General features: G+C 72.4%; 16 protein-coding genes. 10 read left to right on the top strand and 6 right to left on the bottom strand.

Translation table 11 applies throughout. From position 1 onward, the window contains the following. Positions 1 to 261: 261 nt before the first annotated feature. On the top strand, positions 262 to 1,956 hold the full coding sequence (locus ABEA15_RS12480) for an RNA polymerase sigma factor (RefSeq protein WP_344148041.1): 1,695 nt from the start codon (positions 262 to 264) through the stop codon (positions 1,954 to 1,956). A 617-nt stretch (positions 1,957 to 2,573) separates the two neighbouring features. Here ABEA15_RS12480 and yaaA read toward each other — a convergent pair. Beyond that, positions 2,574 to 3,371 carry a peroxide stress protein YaaA gene (yaaA, locus tag ABEA15_RS12475; protein ID WP_344147975.1) on the bottom strand — a complete coding sequence of 266 codons (798 nt, stop codon included), beginning with the start codon at positions 3,369 to 3,371 and terminating at the stop codon, positions 2,574 to 2,576. Positions 3,372 to 3,653: 282 nt separating this feature from the next. Between yaaA and ABEA15_RS12470 the strand changes: the two genes are divergently transcribed. Continuing rightward, on the top strand, positions 3,654 to 4,364 hold the full coding sequence (locus tag ABEA15_RS12470; protein WP_345556753.1) for a GNAT family N-acetyltransferase: 711 nt from the start codon (positions 3,654 to 3,656) through the stop codon (positions 4,362 to 4,364). A gap of 105 nt (positions 4,365 to 4,469) precedes the next feature. On the opposite strand, the gene ABEA15_RS12465 is transcribed toward ABEA15_RS12470, so the two are convergent. Further along, positions 4,470 to 4,700, bottom strand: a complete 231-nt coding sequence (locus ABEA15_RS12465; RefSeq protein WP_344147981.1) for a DUF7455 domain-containing protein — start codon at positions 4,698 to 4,700, stop codon at positions 4,470 to 4,472. A gap of 714 nt (positions 4,701 to 5,414) precedes the next feature. Here ABEA15_RS12465 and ABEA15_RS12460 point away from each other — a divergent pair. Beyond that, positions 5,415 to 7,520, top strand: a complete 2,106-nt coding sequence (locus ABEA15_RS12460) for a DNA gyrase/topoisomerase IV subunit B (RefSeq protein WP_345556752.1) — start codon at positions 5,415 to 5,417, stop codon at positions 7,518 to 7,520. 103 nt (positions 7,521 to 7,623) lie between these two features. On the opposite strand, the gene cds1 is transcribed toward ABEA15_RS12460, so the two are convergent. From cds1 to ABEA15_RS12440, 4 genes are all read right to left on the bottom strand, one after another. Beyond that, positions 7,624 to 8,748 (bottom strand): L-cysteine desulfhydrase Cds1, encoded by a 1,125-nt coding sequence (gene cds1 / locus ABEA15_RS12455; protein WP_345556751.1) that lies wholly within the window; start codon positions 8,746 to 8,748, stop codon positions 7,624 to 7,626. Between the two features lie 111 nt (positions 8,749 to 8,859). Next, on the bottom strand, positions 8,860 to 9,186 hold the full coding sequence (locus ABEA15_RS12450) for a tetratricopeptide repeat protein (protein WP_344147990.1): 327 nt from the start codon (positions 9,184 to 9,186) through the stop codon (positions 8,860 to 8,862). Between the two features lie 125 nt (positions 9,187 to 9,311). Further along, a complete protein-coding gene (locus ABEA15_RS12445) occupies positions 9,312 to 9,815 on the bottom strand; it encodes a beta-class carbonic anhydrase (protein ID WP_345556750.1) in 504 nt (167 codons plus the stop codon). A gap of 178 nt (positions 9,816 to 9,993) precedes the next feature. Then, the gene (locus ABEA15_RS12440) at positions 9,994 to 12,483 is read right to left on the bottom strand and encodes a DNA gyrase/topoisomerase IV subunit A (RefSeq protein WP_345556749.1); all 2,490 of its coding nucleotides are present in this window, start codon (positions 12,481 to 12,483) and stop codon (positions 9,994 to 9,996) included. 539 nt (positions 12,484 to 13,022) lie between these two features. Between ABEA15_RS12440 and mbhE the strand changes: the two genes are divergently transcribed. From mbhE to mnhG, 7 genes are read left to right on the top strand one after another with little or no spacing between them, the layout of a single operon-like run. Beyond that, entirely contained in the window at positions 13,023 to 15,617 is a 2,595-nt protein-coding gene (mbhE, locus tag ABEA15_RS12435; RefSeq protein WP_345556748.1) for a hydrogen gas-evolving membrane-bound hydrogenase subunit E, read from the top strand. After that, a complete protein-coding gene (locus tag ABEA15_RS12430; RefSeq protein WP_345556747.1) occupies positions 15,604 to 16,230 on the top strand; it encodes an MnhB domain-containing protein in 627 nt (208 codons plus the stop codon). The genes mbhE and ABEA15_RS12430 overlap by 14 nt, the downstream gene beginning before the upstream one ends. After that, the gene (locus tag ABEA15_RS12425) at positions 16,227 to 16,601 is read left to right on the top strand and encodes a sodium:proton antiporter (RefSeq protein WP_344148003.1); all 375 of its coding nucleotides are present in this window, start codon (positions 16,227 to 16,229) and stop codon (positions 16,599 to 16,601) included. Before ABEA15_RS12430 ends, ABEA15_RS12425 begins: the two co-directional genes overlap by 4 nt. Next, a complete protein-coding gene (locus ABEA15_RS12420; RefSeq protein WP_345556746.1) occupies positions 16,598 to 18,124 on the top strand; it encodes a Na+/H+ antiporter subunit D in 1,527 nt (508 codons plus the stop codon). Before ABEA15_RS12425 ends, ABEA15_RS12420 begins: the two co-directional genes overlap by 4 nt. Further along, positions 18,121 to 18,738 (top strand): Na+/H+ antiporter subunit E, encoded by a 618-nt coding sequence (locus tag ABEA15_RS12415; protein WP_345556745.1) that lies wholly within the window; start codon positions 18,121 to 18,123, stop codon positions 18,736 to 18,738. The genes ABEA15_RS12420 and ABEA15_RS12415 overlap by 4 nt, the downstream gene beginning before the upstream one ends. Further along, positions 18,735 to 19,013, top strand: a complete 279-nt coding sequence (locus ABEA15_RS12410; protein ID WP_344148011.1) for an MrpF/PhaF family protein — start codon at positions 18,735 to 18,737, stop codon at positions 19,011 to 19,013. The genes ABEA15_RS12415 and ABEA15_RS12410 overlap by 4 nt, the downstream gene beginning before the upstream one ends. Next, the gene (gene mnhG, locus ABEA15_RS12405; protein WP_345556744.1) at positions 19,000 to 19,365 is read left to right on the top strand and encodes a monovalent cation/H(+) antiporter subunit G; all 366 of its coding nucleotides are present in this window, start codon (positions 19,000 to 19,002) and stop codon (positions 19,363 to 19,365) included. The genes ABEA15_RS12410 and mnhG overlap by 14 nt, the downstream gene beginning before the upstream one ends. The last annotated feature ends 72 nt before the right edge of the window (positions 19,366 to 19,437 follow it).

The raw sequence follows: 19,437 nt of genomic DNA, 5'->3' as shown, positions 1-19,437 counted from the left end.
AGGGCGCATACGCTGAAAGAAGTCGGTGTCCCCGTCGGCCAGGCGGGGATGATCCCGGGCAAGAGCGAGGAGAGGGCGGGGCTCTCCCCTCGCGGCTCATAGGGCCGCCGGGTCCAGCAATCTCGCCACACGTCCGTTCGAGAGGTGTTTGTGTCACCTGCCAGTTCGACCCGCTCTAAGCAGCCGGACTCGCTGCACGAGCCCGTCATCCAGCAGTTGATCGAGCGTGGGCGGTCCCAGGGGTACCTTGAGCCCGAGGACGTGCGCCGTGCCTTCGAAGAGGCCGACATCCCGATGTCGCAGGCCCAGGCGGTCCTTCGCAGCCTGACCAAAGAGGGCGTGACCCTGGTCGTGGGGGCCGAGGAGTCCGCGCCGTCGCGCCGCAAGTCCGCGTCGCGGCGCAAGCGCGACACCGCCAAGAAGCCCGCGGAGTCCGCCCCCAAGGCCGCCAAGCGCGCCGCCGCCGCCCAAGAGCAGACCGACACCGTCACGGCGGTCGTCGACTCCGCCTCGCCTGCGGCCACCGCCACCGCGCCGAAGAAGCGCGCCGCGGCGGCGGCCCCGGTCCAGGAGGCCGACCAGGAGCGGGAAGCCGAGGCGAGTGCCGAGCCGGCCGCCAAGCCGGCCCGCAAGAGCGCCGCCAAGTCCGCCAAGTCCACCTCGGCGGCCAAGAAGGCCAAGACCGACTCCCCGACCAAGAGCGCCGAGGGCGCCGGCGCCGCGGCCGCTCCCGCAGCCGGGGCCGCTCAGGCCGGTGCGAAGGACGACCAGGGCGAGGACGCCGGGCTGGAGGTCGCCGAGGACCAGGAGCTGGAGCTGGAGGCGACGGACGAGGAGTTCGAGGACACCGGCGTCGAGCTGGAGCTCGTCGAGGACACCGACGACCGCCTCGCGCCCGCCGAGGGGCCGGTCGCCGGCTCGGGGGTCAAGCCCGAGTCCGTCGGCATCCCGGAGAAGGCCGCGGCCAACACCTCCGAGGACGAGGCCTTCGTCCTCTACGACGATGACGACGACGCCCCCGCCGCGCAGGTCGTCGCCGCCGGAGCCACCGCGGACCCGGTCAAGGACTACCTGAAGCAGATAGGGAATGTCGCACTCCTCAACGCCGAGCAGGAGGTCGAGCTCGCCAAGCGCATCGAGGCCGGCCTGTTCGCCGAGGAGAAGCTGGCCGACGACGGCGACTCGCTGACCCGCGAGTTCCGCGACGAGCTGGAGTGGATCGCCGAGGACGGCGGACGCGCCAAGAAGCACCTGCTCGAGGCCAACCTCCGCCTGGTGGTGTCGCTGGCCAAGCGCTACACCGGCCGCGGCATGCTGTTCCTGGACCTGATCCAGGAGGGCAACCTCGGTCTGATCCGCGCTGTCGAGAAGTTCGACTACACCAAGGGTTTCAAGTTCTCCACCTACGCCACGTGGTGGATCCGCCAGGCGATCACCCGGGCGATGGCCGACCAGGCGCGCACCATCCGCATCCCGGTGCACATGGTCGAGGTCATCAACAAGCTGGCGCGGGTGCAGCGGCAGATGCTGCAGGACCTGGGCCGCGAGCCCACGCCCGAGGAGCTGGCCAAGGAGCTCGACATGACCCCCGAGAAGGTCGTCGAGGTCCAGAAGTACGGCCGGGAGCCGATCTCGCTGCACACCCCGCTGGGCGAGGAGGGCGACTCCGAGTTCGGCGACCTCATCGAGGACTCCGAGGCGATCCAGCCCGGCGAGGCGGTCAGCTTCACCCTGCTGCAGGAGCAGCTGCACTCGGTGCTCGACACGCTCTCCGAGCGCGAGGCCGGCGTGGTCTCGATGCGGTTCGGACTCACCGACGGCCAGCCCAAGACCCTCGACGAGATCGGGAAGGTCTACGGCGTCACGCGCGAGCGCATTCGGCAGATAGAGAGTAAGACCATGTCGAAGCTGCGCCACCCGTCGCGGTCCCAGGTGCTGCGCGACTACCTGGACTGACCCGGCCAAGCAGCCCGTGCCGCCCCTGTGCCCGGCGGCGGGACGGCTACGGCGGACGGGCGGGACCGGGCACGCCCACCGGAGCCCCGGCACCGGTGCGCCCGCGCGCAGCGCTGCTGTGCGCGCCGCGCACCCGCGGGTCGTGCGGCCCGGTCCCGTCTGCGCCGTCGGTCGGCGTCGTGTCGCGTCGTCCATGCTCCGTGCGGTCCGTGGGTGTACGCCGGTACCGGGTCTGCACCGCTTCCGGTCGGCGTCGGCGAGGTTTGCGCAGGTCAGGGGGAGGGGCGTGCCGGGGTGCGCCGCTTCGGGATGCCGTCCGGGCCGGCCCCCCTGACCAAGAGAACCGGCCCGGAACGCGCCCGCGGCGGCGACGTGCGGCCCGCCCCCGTATACCGTGGCGACTACTCGGGGGCCGCCGTGGCCGTGCGCCCGCTCACGCACTGCTTCCTCATCCGACACCGGCAATCATGCCGAGTGCCGTGTATGGCCGAGATAAAGCGTCGAGACCTGTTTGTTACCAGGTGGTGTAGACCTCTGCCTGCGCAGGTCGATGCCGGTATCCCGTCCTCCCGGAGGCCGTCGGCGCAGTACCGCGGACGGTGCTTGCGGCTCAGGCCTCAGGCCCGCTCGATCACGTCCAGCCGCCAGGGGCGGCCGCCGCGATCGGGGACGTGCAGCTCCGCGGTGTAGCCGATGTCGTTCAGAGCCTCGGCGACCTCGGCCGGGGTGTGCGCGCGGACGTCCTCGGCCAGCAGGCTGTGCGCGACCGCGCCGCGTGCGGCCTTGGCCATGTGGCTGACGACGCTGCGCGTGGCCGACGCGCCGCTGCCGGTCTCGCGCAGCACCCGCACTGACACCGTGCGCCCGGCGGTTGCGCCGCCGGGCCGCCACGCGGCGGCGTAGGTCGAGGACCGGCAGTCCACGACCGCGCTCCCGTCGGCCCGCTTGTCCAGCAGGTCGCTCAGCCGGGCGCGCCAGAACGCGCCCAGCGGGCCGACGCCGGGCAGCCGCGAGCCCATCGACAGCCGATAGGGCGGCACGCGGTCGCCGGGGGCCAGTACGCCCCACAGGGCGGAGAAGACCAGTACCGACTCGGCGGCGCGGTCGGCGGCCGCCGACGCCAGCAGGTCCGGCAGGGCCAGCCGGTCGAAGAGTACGCCGGTGTAGAGGTCGGCGGCGCGCAGAGTCGGCGCCCGGACCAGCTCCCGGTTGCGCCGCACGGCCTCGCCCTGGGCCGCCGAGAGCCCGAGCGCCTCCCGGGCCGCCTCCTCGGGGCCGCGGCACAGCTCCTGCAGCCGGGCCAGCACCTCGTCGCGGTGCTCGGCGGTCTCGGGCAGCGCCAGCGCCCCCGTGTCGACCGGCGGGCCGTCTCCGTGCACGGCCTTCCCCTCGGACGGGGGCAGCAGGATCAGCATGCGGGAACTTTCCAACTCGTCGACAGCGGGAGACGGCCTGCGCGGCGCGGTCGGCCGCGACCGGACCCGGCACAAGGATAGGGGTGCCGCACCGCTCGTCTGGCGCACACCGGTCCGCTTTGCGCACGGATGTGCCGTCCGGGAGGTGTTCGATGGGCTGACCCCACGCGGTAGTGCGGTGGCCTGCCGCCCCGGCACGCCCTAGGTTGGACGCTCGGCGGAGCGCCGGAATGCGTGATCAGGGGGTGGCAGGTGCGGTCAGGGGCGTGGTGGGCCCGGCGGGTGGCGGAGGACTGGCCCGCCGCCGAGGTCGAGATACGTTCGGGGTGGCGGCTGGCCTGGAGCGAAGGGGTGACCCGGCGGGCGAACTCGGCCGTGTGCCTGGAGCCCGGTGCCCCGGTCGGGGTCGTCGAGGAGTTCTACCGCGCACGCGGGGCGGCGCCCTGTGTGCAGATCTGGCCGAATGACGGCGAGACCGACGACCGGCTGGCGCTGCACGGCTACGGCGTGGAGCGCGCAGCGCAGGTGATGGTGCGCGACCTGGCCGAGCGGCCGCCCCAGCCGCGCCGAGCCGACGTCACCGTCACGTCGCGGCCCGACGACGCGTGGCGCGCGCTGTGGGGGGAGTCCGGGCGCTCGCCGGAGCACGTCCCGGCGCTGCACCGCATCCTGGAGCGGGCGCCGGCCGTCGGCTACGCGCTCGATCGCTCGGGTGCCGCACGCGGGTGCGCGGTGCTGAACGGGGAGTGGGCCGGCGTCTACGCCATGGCCACGCGCCCCGCCGACCGCGGCCGCGGGCTGGCCGGTGCGGTGCTGGAGTCGCTGCTGGAGTGGGCGGCGGCCAAGGGTGCCGCGTGCTCCTACCTGCTGGTGGAACAGGACAACGCGGTGGCCCAGCGGGTCTACAAGCGGGCGGGCTTCGCCCTGGAGTGCGCGTACGGCTACCGGGTGGGCCCCGCCGAGCCGGACGGCGGTGCGCGGCGGCCCCGGTGAGCGGCGGCCGCAGCGGGAGTGCGCTGCGGGCGGCGAGAGGGTCCGGAGAACGAGGTCGGCGGCGGCCCTCCCGGAGGAGGACCGCCGCCGCACGCCTGTGATGACCTAACGCTCCTCATCGGCGGACGCGGCCGGCGACTCCTGCAATCGGCTGGTCTCGTCCTGGATCTCGGCGGCGATCTTGCGGATCGAATCGTCATGCTCACGCATGTGATGCGCGCAGAACAGCAGTTCGCCACCGGAGTTGAGAACCACTCGGACGTACGCCTGCGCACCACAACGGTCGCAACGGTCTGCAGCCGTCAGCGGCTGGGTGGGGGCAAGGGTTCCAGTCACTTCGCCTTCCTCAATACTCGGCGCTAGTCACTCAGCACAACATCTAACCGGACCAAGAGCTTCCCAACCAGCCCCTTTGTACGCCGTCAGCGGAATCGGCCCGCTCCGGCGCCCGGGAAAGGGCCGGTCACCGGTGTGTTCCGGACGTTCGCGCCGTTCGGGCGGCGGCGGCGGGTCCCCGCATGGTGGTCGATGGTGATGGGCGTCACCCTACTCGCGGCAGACCGTCGCTTGCCCTACCGGGGCCGGGGTAAACGTAAAGCCCACCTCCGCGCGCCCGCCGTCGATGTGCGGTATGCGAACGCGTGTCGGGGGTGCCGCGCGGGCGGGCGCCGGGCCGCCGGCGCCGGGCCGCGGCCCTCTCGGCGGGCCGGAACGCCGGTGAGGCGGCGGAGTCAGCGGAAACCGAGGTGGTAATCTCGCGCGTGGTGTGCACGTGATGATCAGGCGGCCGTCCCGCTGCGGTCGGGTGAACCGCACGCCGACCACGCGGTCACCCCGCGACGGAGCGGGTCCGCCCGCTGCCGCCCGCGGCCCTGCGGCCGCTCCCGGCGAGCCGGGGCCGACCGCGCGGTGCGCGCGACGGCGCCGCATTCCTGTCACACCGGTGCGTCAAGCTAGCGGCGACGCACCCGCCCCCTGTCCGCCAACATCCAGCGCACGCCCCCGCGCCGTGTGCGCCGGCCCTGTCCGCCCAACGCAGGAGAGTCCCACGTGACCGCCCTAACCGCAGCCGTCGACGAGCCCGAAGACTACTCCGCGCGGCACCTTTCGGTCCTGGAAGGACTTGAGGCGGTCCGCAAGCGCCCCGGCATGTACATCGGGTCCACGGACAGCCGCGGTCTGACCCACTGCATGTGGGAGATCATCGACAACTCCGTCGACGAGGCGCTGGGCGGCTACTGCACGCGCATCGACGTCGTGCTGTACGGCGACGGCTCGGTCGAGGTCCGCGACAACGGGCGCGGCATCCCCGTGGACGTCGAGCCCCGCTCGGGCCTCTCGGGCGTGGAGCTGGTCATGACCAAGCTGCACGCCGGCGGGAAGTTCGGCTCCGGCTCTTACACCGCCTCCGGCGGTCTGCACGGCGTCGGCGCCTCCGTGGTCAACGCGCTCTCGGGCCGACTGGACGTCGAGATCGACCGGCAGGGCCACACGCAGGCGATGAGCTTCCGCAGAGGCATCCCGGGCCGCTTCGAGGGCGAGGGCCCCGACGCCCCGTTCACCCCGGGATCGGGCCTGCAGGAGGTGCGCCGGGTCGCCAAGAAGGTCACCGGCACACGCATCAGGTTCTGGGCCGACCGCCAGATCTTCCTGAAGGACGCCGACATCACCCGCGAGTCCCTGCTGGACCGCGCGCGCCAGACCGCGTTCCTCATCCCGGGGCTGACCCTCGCGGTGCGCGACGAGCGCTTCCCCGAGGAGGGCACCTACGAGGAGGAGTTCCGATTCGACGGCGGCATCGGGGAGTTCTGCACCTACCTGGCACCCGACGAGGCCGTGAACGACGTCCTGCGCATCCAGGGGTCGGGGCACTTCACCGAGACCGTCCCGGTGCTCGACGACCAGGGCCACATGACCCCCACCGACGTCGACCGCCATCTGGAGGTCGACGTCGCGATGCGCTGGGGGACCGGCTACGAGAGCACCGTGCGCTCCTTCGTCAACGTCATCGCCACCCCCAAGGGCGGCACGCACATGACCGGCTTCGAGCGCGCCCTGGTGCGGGTGGTCAACGACCAGCTGCGCGCCAGCAAGCTGCTCAAGGACAAGGACGACCCGGTCACCAAGGAGGACGTCCTCGAAGGGCTGACCGCCGTGGTCACCGTGCGGCTGCCCGAACCGCAGTTCGAGGGCCAGACCAAGGAGATCCTGGGCACCTCGGCGGCCTCGCGCATCGTCTCCCAGGTCATCGGCAAGGAGCTGCGCACGTTCTTGGCCAGCACCCGCCGCAGCGAGAAGCAGCAGGCGCGCGCCGTGCTGGACAAGGCCGTCAACGCCGCCAAGGCGCGCCTGGCCGCCCGCCAGCAGCGCGAGACCCAGCGGCGCAAGAACGCGCTGGAGAGCTCCGCCCTGCCGGCCAAGCTGGTCGACTGCCGCAGCGAGGGCCTGGACCGCAGCGAGCTGTTCATCGTCGAGGGCGACTCCGCGCTGGGCACGGCCAAGCTCGCGCGCGACTCCGAGTTCCAGGCGCTGCTGCCCATCCGGGGCAAGATCCTCAACGTGCAGAAGTCCTCGGTCTCGGACATGCTGAAAAACGCCGAGTGTGCGGCGATCCTGCAGGTCATCGGCGCCGGGTCGGGGCGCACGTTCGACATCGACGCCGCCCGCTACGGCCGGGTCATCCTCATGGCCGACGCCGACGTCGACGGCGCACACATCCGCTGCCTGCTGCTGACGCTGTTCTACCGCTACATGCGCCCGATGCTCGAAGCCGGCCGCGTCTACGCCGCCGTCCCGCCGCTGCACCGCATCGAGCTCACCAACGTGCGCAAGAAGCGCGGCGCCAAGCCGGAGGACCGCTACATCTACACCTACACCGACGCCGAGCTGCAGCGGCGGCTGCTGGAGCTGGAGAAGAAGGGGCTCACCTGGAAGGAGCCGGTCCAGCGCTACAAGGGCCTGGGCGAGATGGACGCCGACCAGCTCGCCGAGACCACGATGGACCCCCGGCACCGCACGCTGCGCCGCATCCGCGTCGAGCACGCCGAGGAGGCCGCGAAGGTCTTCGACCTGCTGATGGGCAACCAGGTGGCCCCCCGCCGGGAGTTCCTCTCGCAGAGCGCCCAGGAGCTCGACACCAGCCGCATCGACACCTGAGCGCCGAGCGCCGCGGGCCGCACGCCGCGGCCCGCCGCCGGCAGCGGGCGCGGGCAGCAGCCGGCAGCGCGCGCGGGCCGTCGGGCCTGTCCTCCGGCCGGGGCTACGCGGGCGGGTTCCACTCGCCGGTGGACAGGAAGCGCTCGATCGCCGCGGTGTAGGGCGCCGGGTCCAGCCCGGCCTCGGCCACCCAGGCGTCGTCGTAGTAGGTGTGCCGGTAGCGCTCGCCGCCGTCGCAGATCAGGGTGACGACGCTGCCGCGGCGGCCCTCGCGCAGCATGCGCGCGAGGAGGTGCCACACGCCCCACATGTTGGTGCCGGTGGAACCGCCCGCGCTCAGTCCGGTGACCGCGTTGAGGTGGCGCATGGCCGCGATCGCGGCGGCGTCGGGCACGGGCATCATCAGGTCGATGACCGAGGGCACGAAGCTGGGCTCCATCCGCGGCCGGCCGATCCCCTCGATGCGTGAGGGCATGCCGGTGGCGTAGTCGGAGGCTCCGGTGACCCAGCCGGGGAAGAACGCCGAGTTCTCCGGGTCGACGACGGCCAGGCGGGTGTGGTGCCTGCGGTAGCGCAGATACCGTCCGATGGTGGCCGAGGTCCCGCCGGTCCCGGCGCCCACGACGACCCATTCGGGCACGGGATGGCGCTCCATGGCCAGCTGCTCGAAGACCGACTCGGCGATGTTGTTGTTGCCGCGCCAGTCGGTGGCCCGCTCGGCGTAGGTGAACTGGTCCATGTAGTGGCCGCCGGACTCGGCGGCCAGCCGCTCGGCCTCGCTGTACATCTCGGTCGGGACGTCGACGTAGTGGCAGCGGCCGCCGTAGCGCTCGATCAGCGCGATCTTCTCCGGGCTGGTCGAGCGCGGCATCACCGTGACGAAGTCCAGCCCGATCAGGCGGGCGAAGTAGGCCTCGGAGACGGCCGTGGAGCCGGAGCTGGCCTCGACGATCGTGGTGTTCTCGTCGATCCAGCCGCTGGCCAGGGCGTAGAGGAACAGCGACCGCGCCAGGCGGTGCTTGAGGCTGCCGGTGGGGTGGACCGACTCGTCCTTGAGGTAGAGGTCGATGCCCCACTCGGGCGGAAGCGGGAACACGTGCAGGTGCGTGTCGGCGGAGCGGTTGGCGTCGGCGACCACCTTGCGCACCGCCTCGTCCACCCAGGCACGGGAGCGCCTGGACGAGCGCTCCACGCAGGGGTCGTCCGGGCCGTCGGCGGGTGGGGACATGGCCCGACCATATCGCCCGGCCCCGGCGGAGCGCGCCGAGGGGCTCTCCGCCTGCACGGAGAGCCCCTCGATGCGGATGGCGCCGCCCGCGGGCGGGTGCGCGGCGTCCGGTCAGTCCAGCGAGCCGCCCGACATGGCGGCGTGCATCCGCCGGTAGGGGGCGGCCTCGTCGTCGCGGCTCTGGCGCTCCAGGGAGCGCGCCAGAGCGATGTGGGCCCAGCTGTCGCAGGGGTCGAGCTCGATGATGCGCCGGAAGGTCTCCTCGGCCTTGGCGAGCTGGGCGGAGTGGAAGTAGGAGCGGCCCAGCAGCTCCAGGATGGAGCGGCTGCCCGGCTCGTCGTCGGCGATGGGCTTCAGGATGCGGGCGGCCTCGATGTAGTCGCCCAGGTCGAAGTACAGTCTGCCGCGGCTGAACGTCTCGTAGGTCGTCTCCTTCACCTGGCACTCCCTTCGTCGGTCCGCACAACCCCGAAGCGGAATGACCTATTCCCTCAGACTCCCTTGAATTCCCGTGGACGGCGCCCTTCACACCTCGGCCCCGTACCGCGTCCGCACGGCCGGACCTACGCGTCCTGCGGCTCGACCCGCCCGGTGTCGACGTCGTAGACCGCCCCGGCCACCGGAAGGGCGCGCGGCAGCAGCGGGTGGTGGCGGATGCGCTCCAGGTCATGGCGGAGCGCGCCGACCTGGTCGTTGTCGGTGTGGAACTCCAGGCTGCGCGTGTCGACCCCGAACCGGCCCTCGATCGCCTCGTGCACCTCGTCGTCGCCGGAGACCGACGCCATCTTGCACCGGGTGTGCGGCATGACCAGGACCCGGTCGACCTCCAGCAGATAGACGGCGAGCACCAGCGTGCGCAGCGTGTCGTCGGTGACCCGGGCGCCGGCGTTGCGCAGGATCTTGGCGTCGCCGGGCTGCAGACCCAGCGCCTGAAGCGGCTCGATCCGCGAGTCCATGCAGGTCACCACGGCCAGGCCGCGCGCCGCGACCGGGGCCAGGCCGCTCAGGCGGAAGTCGGCGGCGTAGGCGTCGTTGGCGGCGAAGAGGTCGTCGAAGGCGCTGTTCACGAGTTGCTCCCCGTTCGGATGGGCCCGTGCGGGCGATGCGTGCACGCACCGCCCGCACGGGCGCGGCGGCGGACGCGGCCGCGAGAAGCGGTGCGCATGTATGCGCTCCGTCCCCGAGGCCGCGCTGCGGACGTCGTAGGGCGGTCGCCCCGGTGCGGCGGTGCGCCGGAGGCAGCGGTCAGCCGCTGCCTGCGGAGCCGGCGAGCCCGGTGTCGGTGCGGCCGGTGCCGACCACGGCGATGGCGCGCGGCAGCGGCTCGCCGGAGCCGTCGCGGCGCTCGTCGAGGTCGGGCAGCCGGACCGGGCCGCCGTCGGCCTTGCTCGCGCGGGCCGGAGCCCGCCCGATCCAGGCCAGCACCAGCCGGTCCTCGCCCTTGAGGAACCGCTGGCAGCGCACCCCGCCGGTGGCCCGCCCCTTGGTGGGGAAGGTCTCGAACGGGGTGACCTTGGCCGCGCCCCCGCCGGTGCCCGGCAGCTCGTCGGAGCTGCCGGCGACGGTGAGCACCACGGAGTCCTCGGGCAGCACGACCGCACCGAACCATAGTGCCCGAGCCCCCTCGGGCAGCCGGACACCGGCCACCCCTCCGGCGGGTCGGCCCTGCGGGCGGACGGTGTCGGCGGAGAAGCGCAGCAGCTGCGCCTCGCTGGTGATGAAGACGAGGTCCTCCTCGCCGGTGGCCAGTTGGGAGGCGCCGATGACCCGGTCCCCCTCGCGCAGGTTGATGATCTCGAAGTCGTCCTTGTTGGGCGGTGACTCCGATGTCACCCGCTTGACCACGCCCTGCTCGGTGCCGACGGCGATGCCGGGGCCGTCGTCGTCCAGGGCGGCGACCGAGACCACGCGCTCGTCCTCCTCCAGCGAGACGAACTCCGCGACGGGCAGCCCGTGGGACTGCGGCGGCGACTCGGCCGCGTCGTCGGGAAGCTCGGGCAGCTCCACCACCGGCACCCTGATGGCCCGGCCCTGGTCGGTGATCAGCCCGACGTCGGCGCGGGACGTGGTGGGCACCGACGCCGCGATCGCGTCGTGCTTGGCGCGCAGCCCCTCGTGCATCGGCGGCACGCGCGGCCCGGCGCTGCGGCCGAGCAGACCGGTGGCGCTGAGCAGCACGTGGCAGGGCTGGTCGGCCATCTCCAGGGGAATGGAGGCGCTGCGGGTCTCGCCGGTGCTCTCCTGCAGCACCGTGCGCCGGTCGGTGGCGTAGTCCTTGGCGACCTCGCCCAGCTCCTTGGAGACCAGGCGGCGCAGCTTGGAGTCGGAGTCCAGGATCGCGGTCAGTTCTTCGATGTCCTTGCTGAGCTGGTCGCGCTCGGTCTCCAGCTCCAGCCGGTCGTACTTGGTCAGGCGGCGCAGCGGCGTGTCGAGGATGTAGCGCGCCTGGGTCTCGGACAGCTCGAAGGTGGTCATCAGCCGCTGGCGCGCCTGCGCGGTGTCCTCGGAGTCGCGGATGAGCGCGATGACCTCGTCGATGTTGAGCAGCGCGACCAGCAGGCCCGCGACCAGGTGCAGCCGCTCCTCGCGCTTGGCGCGGCGGTGCTCGCAGCGGCGCCGGACGACGTCGAGGCGGTGGTCGACGAAGACCTGGAGCAGGTCGCGCAGCCCCAGCGTGCGCGGCTGGCCGTCGACCAGGGCGACGTTGTTGATGCCGAAGCTCTCCTCCATCGGCGTCAGCCGGTAGAGCTCCTCCAGCACCGCCTCGGGGTTGAAGCCGTTCTTCAGCTCGATGACCAGCCGCAGGCCCTGGTTGCGGTCGGTGAGGTCCTTGAGGTCGCTGATGCCCTGCAGCTTCTTGTTCTGCACCAGCTCCTTGATGCGGCTGACGACCTTCTCCGGGCCCACGCTGTAGGGCAGCTCGGTGATCACCAGGCCGGTGCGGCGCGGCGAGACCCGCTCGACGCTGACGGTCGCGCGGGTGCGGAACGTGCCGCGGCCGGTGCGGTAGGCGTCGCGGATGCCGTCGAGCCCGACGACGGTGCCGCCGGTGGGCAGGTCGGGGCCCGGCACGAACTCCATCAGGTCCTCAAGCGAGGCGTCCGGATGGGAGATCAGGTGGCGCGCTGCCGCGATGACCTCGCCCAGGTTGTGCGGCACCATGTTGGTGGCCATGCCGACGGCGATCCCCGAGGCCCCGTTGACCAGCAGGTTGGGGAAGGCGGCGGGCAGGACGTCGGGCTCGCTCTCCTGGCCGTCGTAGTTGGGCTGGAAGTCGACGACGTTCTCGTCGAGCGACGTCACCATGAGCTGGGCCGCGCGGCCCAGGCGGGCCTCGGTGTAGCGCATCGCGGCCGGCGCGTCGTCGCCGCCCAGCGAGCCGAAGTTGCCGTGCCCGTCCACGAGCGGCACCCGCATCGCGAAGGGCTGGCTCATCCGCACCATGGCGTCGTAGATGGCGGAGTCGCCGTGCGGGTGCAGCTTGCCCATCACCTCGCCGACCACGCGCGCGCACTTGACGTGCGCACGGTCGGGGCGCAGGCCCATCTCGTTCATCTGGTAGAGGATGCGCCGCTGCACCGGCTTCATCCCGTCGCGGGCATCCGGCAGCGCGCGCTGGTAGATCACCGAGTAGGCGTACTCGAGGAAGCTTCCGCGCATTTCCTCGGAGACGTCGATGTCGATGATCTTCTCAGCGAGATCCTCGGGAGGTGGTGGAGAGGTTGTACGGGCCATGTCGGCAATTCTGGCCCGCTGCGCCGACCATCGCGAACCAGGAGCCCCGCCCGGGCCCGTCGCGCTGCGTTAGGATTCCGTTAAAATAGCGGTAATTGGGGTTGCCTCTGGGGTTTCGGTCGCACCGCGGTCGCGACGATGCTCACGGTGGGTGACAGGGAGGGTTGGGAGGGCGGGTCCGCGGGTCCCCCGCGCGTGAGAAGAGCCACGCCTCCCGGAGGAAGAAGCGCGGGGACCGACGTGCCACGGCGCACGTAGGCGCAGGTGGCGGCCCCGCGCTACGCATCGTGCGCAGCAGGGGAGGGCGATGGGAGGCGGCGAATGGTACACCCGTTCCCCGGGCAGTCAAGGCGGAGACTGATTCCGGGGCTAGCCTCAAAAGGGCACCTCCACCGCACGGGAGCGCTCAGCGCCCGCCAGATCACCATGAGTCCGGTTAGCCCCACGGCTCCCGCGGCCCCGCCCGGCCCACCCGGCCCGCACGCCCCGCCGGCACCGCCCGGCCGCCCTCCGGCGGCCGGCCGCCGCACCGACCGACGATGAACGACGTGCCAATGCTGCTGCCCGCCATCCTCGCGCTGCACGCCGCCGCGGCGGTGCTGCTGCCGCCCCTCGCCGGCCGACTGGGCGCCCGGATCTTTTTGCTCGCCGGACTGCCGCCCGCCGCCGCGGCGGTATGGGCGCTCGCCCACACGCCCGCGATCCTCGACGGCACACCGGTGCACGCGACGGTCGCGTGGGCGCCCGCCCTCGGCATCGCCTTCGCGTTCCGCGTCGACGCCCTCGCGCTGGCCATGACCCTGCTCGTGAGCGGGGTCGGCGCGATCATCTTCGGCTACTGCGCCGCCTACTTCCACGCGGACGAGCGCGGCCTGGGCCGGCTCGCCGCGGTGATGGTGCTGTTCGCGGGCTCGATGCTGGGCCTGGTCACCACCGACAACCTGTTCGCGCTCTACGTCTTCTGGGAGCTGACCTCCGTCACGTCCTTCCTGCTGGTGGGGCACGACGACCGCAAGGAGCAGGCGCGGCGCGCGGCCACCCAGGCGCTGGTCACCACCGCGGGCACCGGGCTGCTGATGCTCATCGGGTTCGTCATGCTGGGCTGGGCGGCGGGCGACTACAGCATCTCGTCCCTGGTGGCCGACCCGCCCGAGGGCGGGCCGTGGCTCACCGCAGCGCTGGTGCTGATCCTGGTGGGCGCCTTCGCCAAGTCCGCCCAGGTGCCGATGCACTTCTGGCTGCCGGGCGCGATGATCGCGCCCACCCCCGTCAGCGCCTACCTGCACGCGGCGGCGATGGTCAAGGGCGGCGTGTACCTGGTCGCCCGCCTGGCGCCCGGGTTCGCCGAGGCCGGCGTCTGGCAGGTCCTGGTGCTCGGCGTCGGACTGGCCACCATGATCGTGGGCGGATGGCGGGCACTGCGCCAGGACGACCTGAAGCTGCTCCTGGCCTACGGCACCGTCAGCCAGCTCGGTTTCCTCACCCTGCTCGGGGGCGCGGGCACCCAGGTGGCGGGGACCGCCATGATCGGTGCCCTGCTCGCCCACGGCCTGTTCAAGTCGGGGCTGTTCCTCACCGTCGGGATCATCGACCACCAGACCGGGACCCGCAGCATCAGCCGCCTCACCGGGCTGGGCCGGCGCATGCCGGTGCTCGCCGCCGCCGCGTGCCTGTCCGCGGCGTCGATGGCCGGGCTGCCGCCCCTGATCGGCTTCGCTGCCAAGGAGGCCGCCCTGGAGGCGTTCGTGCCCGGAGCGGCGCCGGGCCTGCCGGCGCCGGCTTCGGCGGTCGAGCTGGCCGGACTCGTGGCGGCCTCGGTCCTCACTTTCGCCTACAGCGCCCGGTTCCTCTGGGGCGCCTTCGGCGACAGGCCCACCGTCTCCGAGCGGGCCTTCGACGCCCCCTCCGCGGCCTTCGTCGCCGCCCCCGTTGGACTGGCGGCCCTCAGCCTCGCGCTGGGCGCGGTCCCCGCGGTCGCCGACGCCCTCGCGCAGGGCTACGCCCACGCGCTGCCGACCGGTGAGAAGCCCTACCACCTGGCGCTGTGGCACGGGGTGACACCGCCGCTGCTGCTGACCGCCGCCGTGGTGGCCATCGGCGTGCTGCTGTTCGCCAAGCGCCGGACAGTGGGCCGGATCCAGAACGCCATGCCGCGCTGGCCCGACGCCGAGTACGGCTACCACCTGTTCATCCACGGCATCTACAGCGTCGCGCTGAGCGTGACCCGGCGCACCCAGAGCGGCTCGCTGCCGGTGTACCTGGGCATCATCCTGGCCGTGCTGCTGGTGCTGCCCGGCGCCCGGCTGGCGGCGGGGCTGGTCACCGGCGAGATCGCCATCCCCGGCACAGAAGAGGGCCTGCGGATCTGGGACAGCCCGCTGGAGCTGCTGGTGACGGTGGTCATCGTCATCACCTCCGTGGCCACCGTGCGCGAGCACCGGCGCTTCCCGGCGCTGATCCTGCTCAGCGTGCTGGGGTTCGGCATCGCCGGGCTGTTCGTGCTGCACGGCGCGCCCGACCTCGCACTGACCCTCGTGCTGGTCGAGACACTCACCACGATCATTCTCGTATTCGTGCTGCGGCGGCTGCCCGCCACCTTCAGCGTGCGGCCGGGGGGCTGGGGCAAGCGGCTGACCGTGCTGCTGTGCTCGGCGGCGGGCACCTTCATCGCGATATCGCTGTGGCTGATGACCGCCGCGCGCACGGCCGACCCGGTCTCCACCGAATACGCCGACCTGGCGAAGAAGGCCGGCGGCACGAACCTGGTCAACGTGATCCTCGCCGACTTCCGTGCGCTGGACACCCTCGGCGAGATCGTGGTGCTGGCCACGGCGGCGGTCGCGGTGGCGTCGCTGGTGCTGTTGAACCGGCGCGACCGGATCGTCGACGAACCCGCGGCCGAGAACGAGGGCGAGAGCCCGGAGGGCGCGGAGGGCGCGGCCGGACCCGGGCCCGCCGACACGGGCGCGCTCGCGCTGCGGCGCCGCACCGCGGGCGCCGAAGGCGCCGGGGCCGAGACCGCCGAGCGCGGTCCCGCCCGCGAAGGGGAGGCCGGCAGGGCCGCGGGCGCCGACGAGTCCGCGGACGCCGGCACCGCGGCCGACGACGAGGGGAGCGACGATGACCGAGCATGAACCGGTCCGCCCCGAACCCAGCCCCGGGCGCGCCGACGGCGAGTGGGGGCGCTCGGACCGCAGCGGCGCACCGCCCGAGGACTGGGAGGCGCCCCGGGAGCGCTGGCTGAGCACCGGAGTTCGGCCCGCGTTCGGCCCGCGCTCGGTGATGCTGGAGGTCTCCGCGCGGCTGCTGACCCCCGCTATCCTCACCTTCGCCGTGTTCCTGCTGGTCTCCGGGCACGACCGGCCGGGCGGCGGATTCGCCGGCGGGCTGGTGGCCAGCATGGCCTACGTGCTGCGCTACATCGCGGGCGGTCGCCACGAACTGCGGGCGGGCATGCCGATGCTCCCCAACAGCCTGCTCGCCCTCGGGCTGCTGCTGGCCTGCGGCACCGCCGCCGCGCCGCTGCTGCTGGGGCACCCGGTCCTGGAGGTCCACAGCTTCACCGCACACCTGCCGGTCTTCGGCAAGGTCAAGTTCGCCAGCTACCTGCTATTCGAATCGGGGGTGTTCCTCATCGTCGTCGGTCTGGTCCTCTCCGTCGTCGCTACGCTGGGCGCGCGCATGGAGGCCGAAGAAGAGGAGGCCCGCAGCCGCGAAGGCGCGGGTCCGGAGGGAGGCCACCGATGAGCGCACCCGGTTTCATCCTCATCGCGGCCGTCGCCGTCCTCTACTCCAGCGGCTTCTACCTGCTGCTCCAGCGCTCCCTGATGCGCGTGGTCTTCGGCATCGTCGTCCTCGGCCACGCGGCCAACCTCTCGCTGATGCTCACGGACCGCGCGATCACCCTGCCCCCGCTGCTGACCGGCAAAGAGGGGCCCATCTCCGACCCGATGCCCCAGGCCATGGCGCTGACCGCCATCGTGATCACTTTCGGGGTGACCACCTTCCTGCTGGCGCTGGCCTACCGGGTGTGGCTGGGCGACGACAACGACGAGGTGCCCGCCGACCTCGAGGACCGCCGCATCGGGCGGCTCTCGGAACCGGAGGACTCCTCGTGAACGTGCTGCTGGCCGTGCCCGTGGTGGTCCCGCTGCTGGGCGCCGCCGCCTCCCTGCTGCTGCGGCGCGCCCCGCGCCTCCAGCAGGGGGTGGCCGTGGCCGCGCTGGCCTCGGTCGCCGCGGCCACGGCGCTGCTGCTGCGCGCCACCGCCGACGGCGCGGTCCTGACCAGCCAGGCCGGCGGCTGGAAGGCGCCGCTGGGCATCACCCTCGTCGCCGATCCGCTCGCGGCCCTGCTCCTGGCGGTGTCGGCGGTGGTGCTGCTGGTGGTGCAGTTCTACGCCATCGGCCAGGACATCGCCGGGTTGAGCCGCGCCATGCCGCAGGTGTTCCACCCCATCTACCTGGTGCTGACCGCCGGGGTGTGCCTGAGCTTCCTGGCGGGCGACCTGTTCAACCTCTTCGTCGGCTTCGAGATCATGCTGACGGCCAGCTACGCGCTGATCACCCAGGCACCCACCCGGGCGCGGGTGCGCGCCAGCATGATCTACACCGTGGTCAGCCTGACCTCCTCGATCCTGTTCCTGACCGGTATCGCCCTGGTCTACGGGCTGACGGGCACGGTCAACCTCGCCGACGCCGCCGTGAAGCTGGGCGGCGCCCCCGCCGAGCTGCGCATGGTCCTGGCACTGCTGTTCCTGGTGGTGTTCGGCATCAAGGCCGCGCTTGTGCCGATGCACTTCTGGCTGCCGGACAGCTACCCGGTGGCCATCACCCGCATTTCGGCGATCTTCGCCGCCCTGCTGACCAAGGTCGCGGTCTATGCGATCATCCGCAGCCAGACCCTCCTCTTCGGCCGCGACGACATCGCCGCGGTGCTGCTGTGCATCGCGATCGCGACCATGGTCGTGGGCATTCTCGGCGCGCTGGTGCAGGACGACATCAACCGGCTGCTGTCCTTCGCGCTGGTCAGCCACATCGGGTTCATGATCTTCGGGCTCGGCCTGAACTCGGTGGCCGGAATGGCGGGCGTGGTCATCTACCTGGTGCACCACATCGTGGTCCAGGCCAACCTGTTCCTGGTCAACGGCCTGATCCGGCAGTTCGCCGGGCACAGCTCGCTGCGGTCGATGCGCGGGGTGACCACGGTCTCGCCGATGCTGTCGGTGTTCTTCTTCCTGCCCGCCATGAGCCTGGCCGGGCTGCCGCCGATGTCCGGCTTCATGGCCAAGGTCGCCCTGTTCCAGGCCGGGGTCGGCGCCGGGGGCTGGCTCGTCTACACCGCGATAGCCGCGGGGGTCGTCACCAGCCTGCTGACGATCGTGGCGATCTTCCGCGTCTGGGTGCGCGGCTTCTGGGGCACTCCGATGCCCGACATGATCGAGGCCCGTGTGCGCCTCAAGAGCGGCGCCCACGTGGGCGGACTGCGGATCATGGCGGCGGCGACCGGCGTGATGGTGGCCTTCGGGCTGCTCGTGGCCGCCGCGGCCGGCCCGCTGTCGGAGCTGGCATTCGTCGCCGCCCACGACCTGATGAACGGAGCCGCCTACATCGAGGCGGTGCTGGGGGAGGGGGCGCGGTGAGCGGACGGACGCCGGCGGGCGCGGCGGCGCTCAGCCTTCCCCAGCGGCTGGCGGGGCGGATGGCCACCGTCGTGTGGCTGACCGTCATGTGGGTGATCCTGTGGGGCGACGCGAGTCTGGGAACGGTGGTGGCGGGCGCGTGTGTGGCGTCGGGGTGCTACGCGGCGGCGCGGCTGCCGCACCTGCCCGTTCGGCTGACCTTCCGGCCCCTGCATACGCTGCTGCTGGTCTGGCACATCGCCGTCGAGCTGCTGACGTCGAGCGTGCGCGTCGCCGTCCACGTGCTGTGGCGGCCGAGGCGCATGCGCGGCGCGATCGTCGAGGTGCCGATGCGCACCGACTCCGACCTGCTTCTGGCGCTGACCGCCGCCGGGTTGTCGCTGATCACGGGCAGCCTGGTGATCGAGCTCAACCGCGAGGAGGGCGTGCTGTACGTGCACGGCACCCCGATCCACTCGGAGCGGTCGGTGCGCAACCTGCGCCGGCAGGTCCGCCGGACCGAGGAGCTGTTCGTGCGCGCGTTCGGCACCTCGTCCGACATCGAGGAGTTCGAGCGGGAGGAGCGGCTCATGCTGGAGGCCGAAGCCGCCGACTCCGCCGAGGGGGAGGCATGAACATCCTGGACTACGCCTACACGGCGACCTTCGCGCTGCTGGGGGCGGGGGTGCTGCTGACCATGTACCGGCTGGTGCGGGGGCCTTCGGTGATGGACCGGATCGTGTGCCTGAACACCACATCGGTGCTGCTGGTCAGCTTCATCGCGGTCGAGGTGGCGCTGCGCGGCGACACCGCCTACATCGGCGTGGTGATCACCTTCGCGCTGCTGGGCTTCGTCGGCTCCCTGACCGCGGCCCGCTTCGCCGAGAGGAGGGCCCATGACCGGGGCTGACATCGCCACCGCGGTGCTGCTGCCGCTGGGTGCGGCCTTCGCGTTCGTCGGGACCCTGGGCCTGGTGCGCTTCCCCACGCTGCTGGGGCGGGTGCACGCCGCCACCAAGCCCGACACCGTCGCCCTCGTGCTGATCCTGGCGGGCGCGGCGTTCCAGCTGGACGACGTCCGGGGGGCCGCCTGGCTGGGGCTGGCGGCGCTGTTCCAGTTCCTCACGGTCCCGGTGCTGGCGCAGACGCTGGGCCGCGTGGCCTACAGCCGCGGCGAGATCAGCACCGGGCACCTCGTCACCGACGAGCTGGCCGACGCGGTCGAGCGGTCGCGTGAAAGGGGCGACGGCGGCGGCACGTGACCGGCCGCGTGGGCGGTCCCGGACCGGGCGCCTGTGCACGGCCGCCGCGTTCGGACATCGGGCTCTGGTAGC

Source organism: Streptomonospora halophila (assembly GCF_039542725.1).
GTDB classification, from domain to species: Bacteria; Actinomycetota; Actinomycetes; order Streptosporangiales; family Streptosporangiaceae; genus Streptomonospora; species Streptomonospora halophila.
The sequence above is the reverse complement of the archived record's forward strand: the minus strand, read 5'-3'. Positions and strand labels throughout refer to the sequence as shown.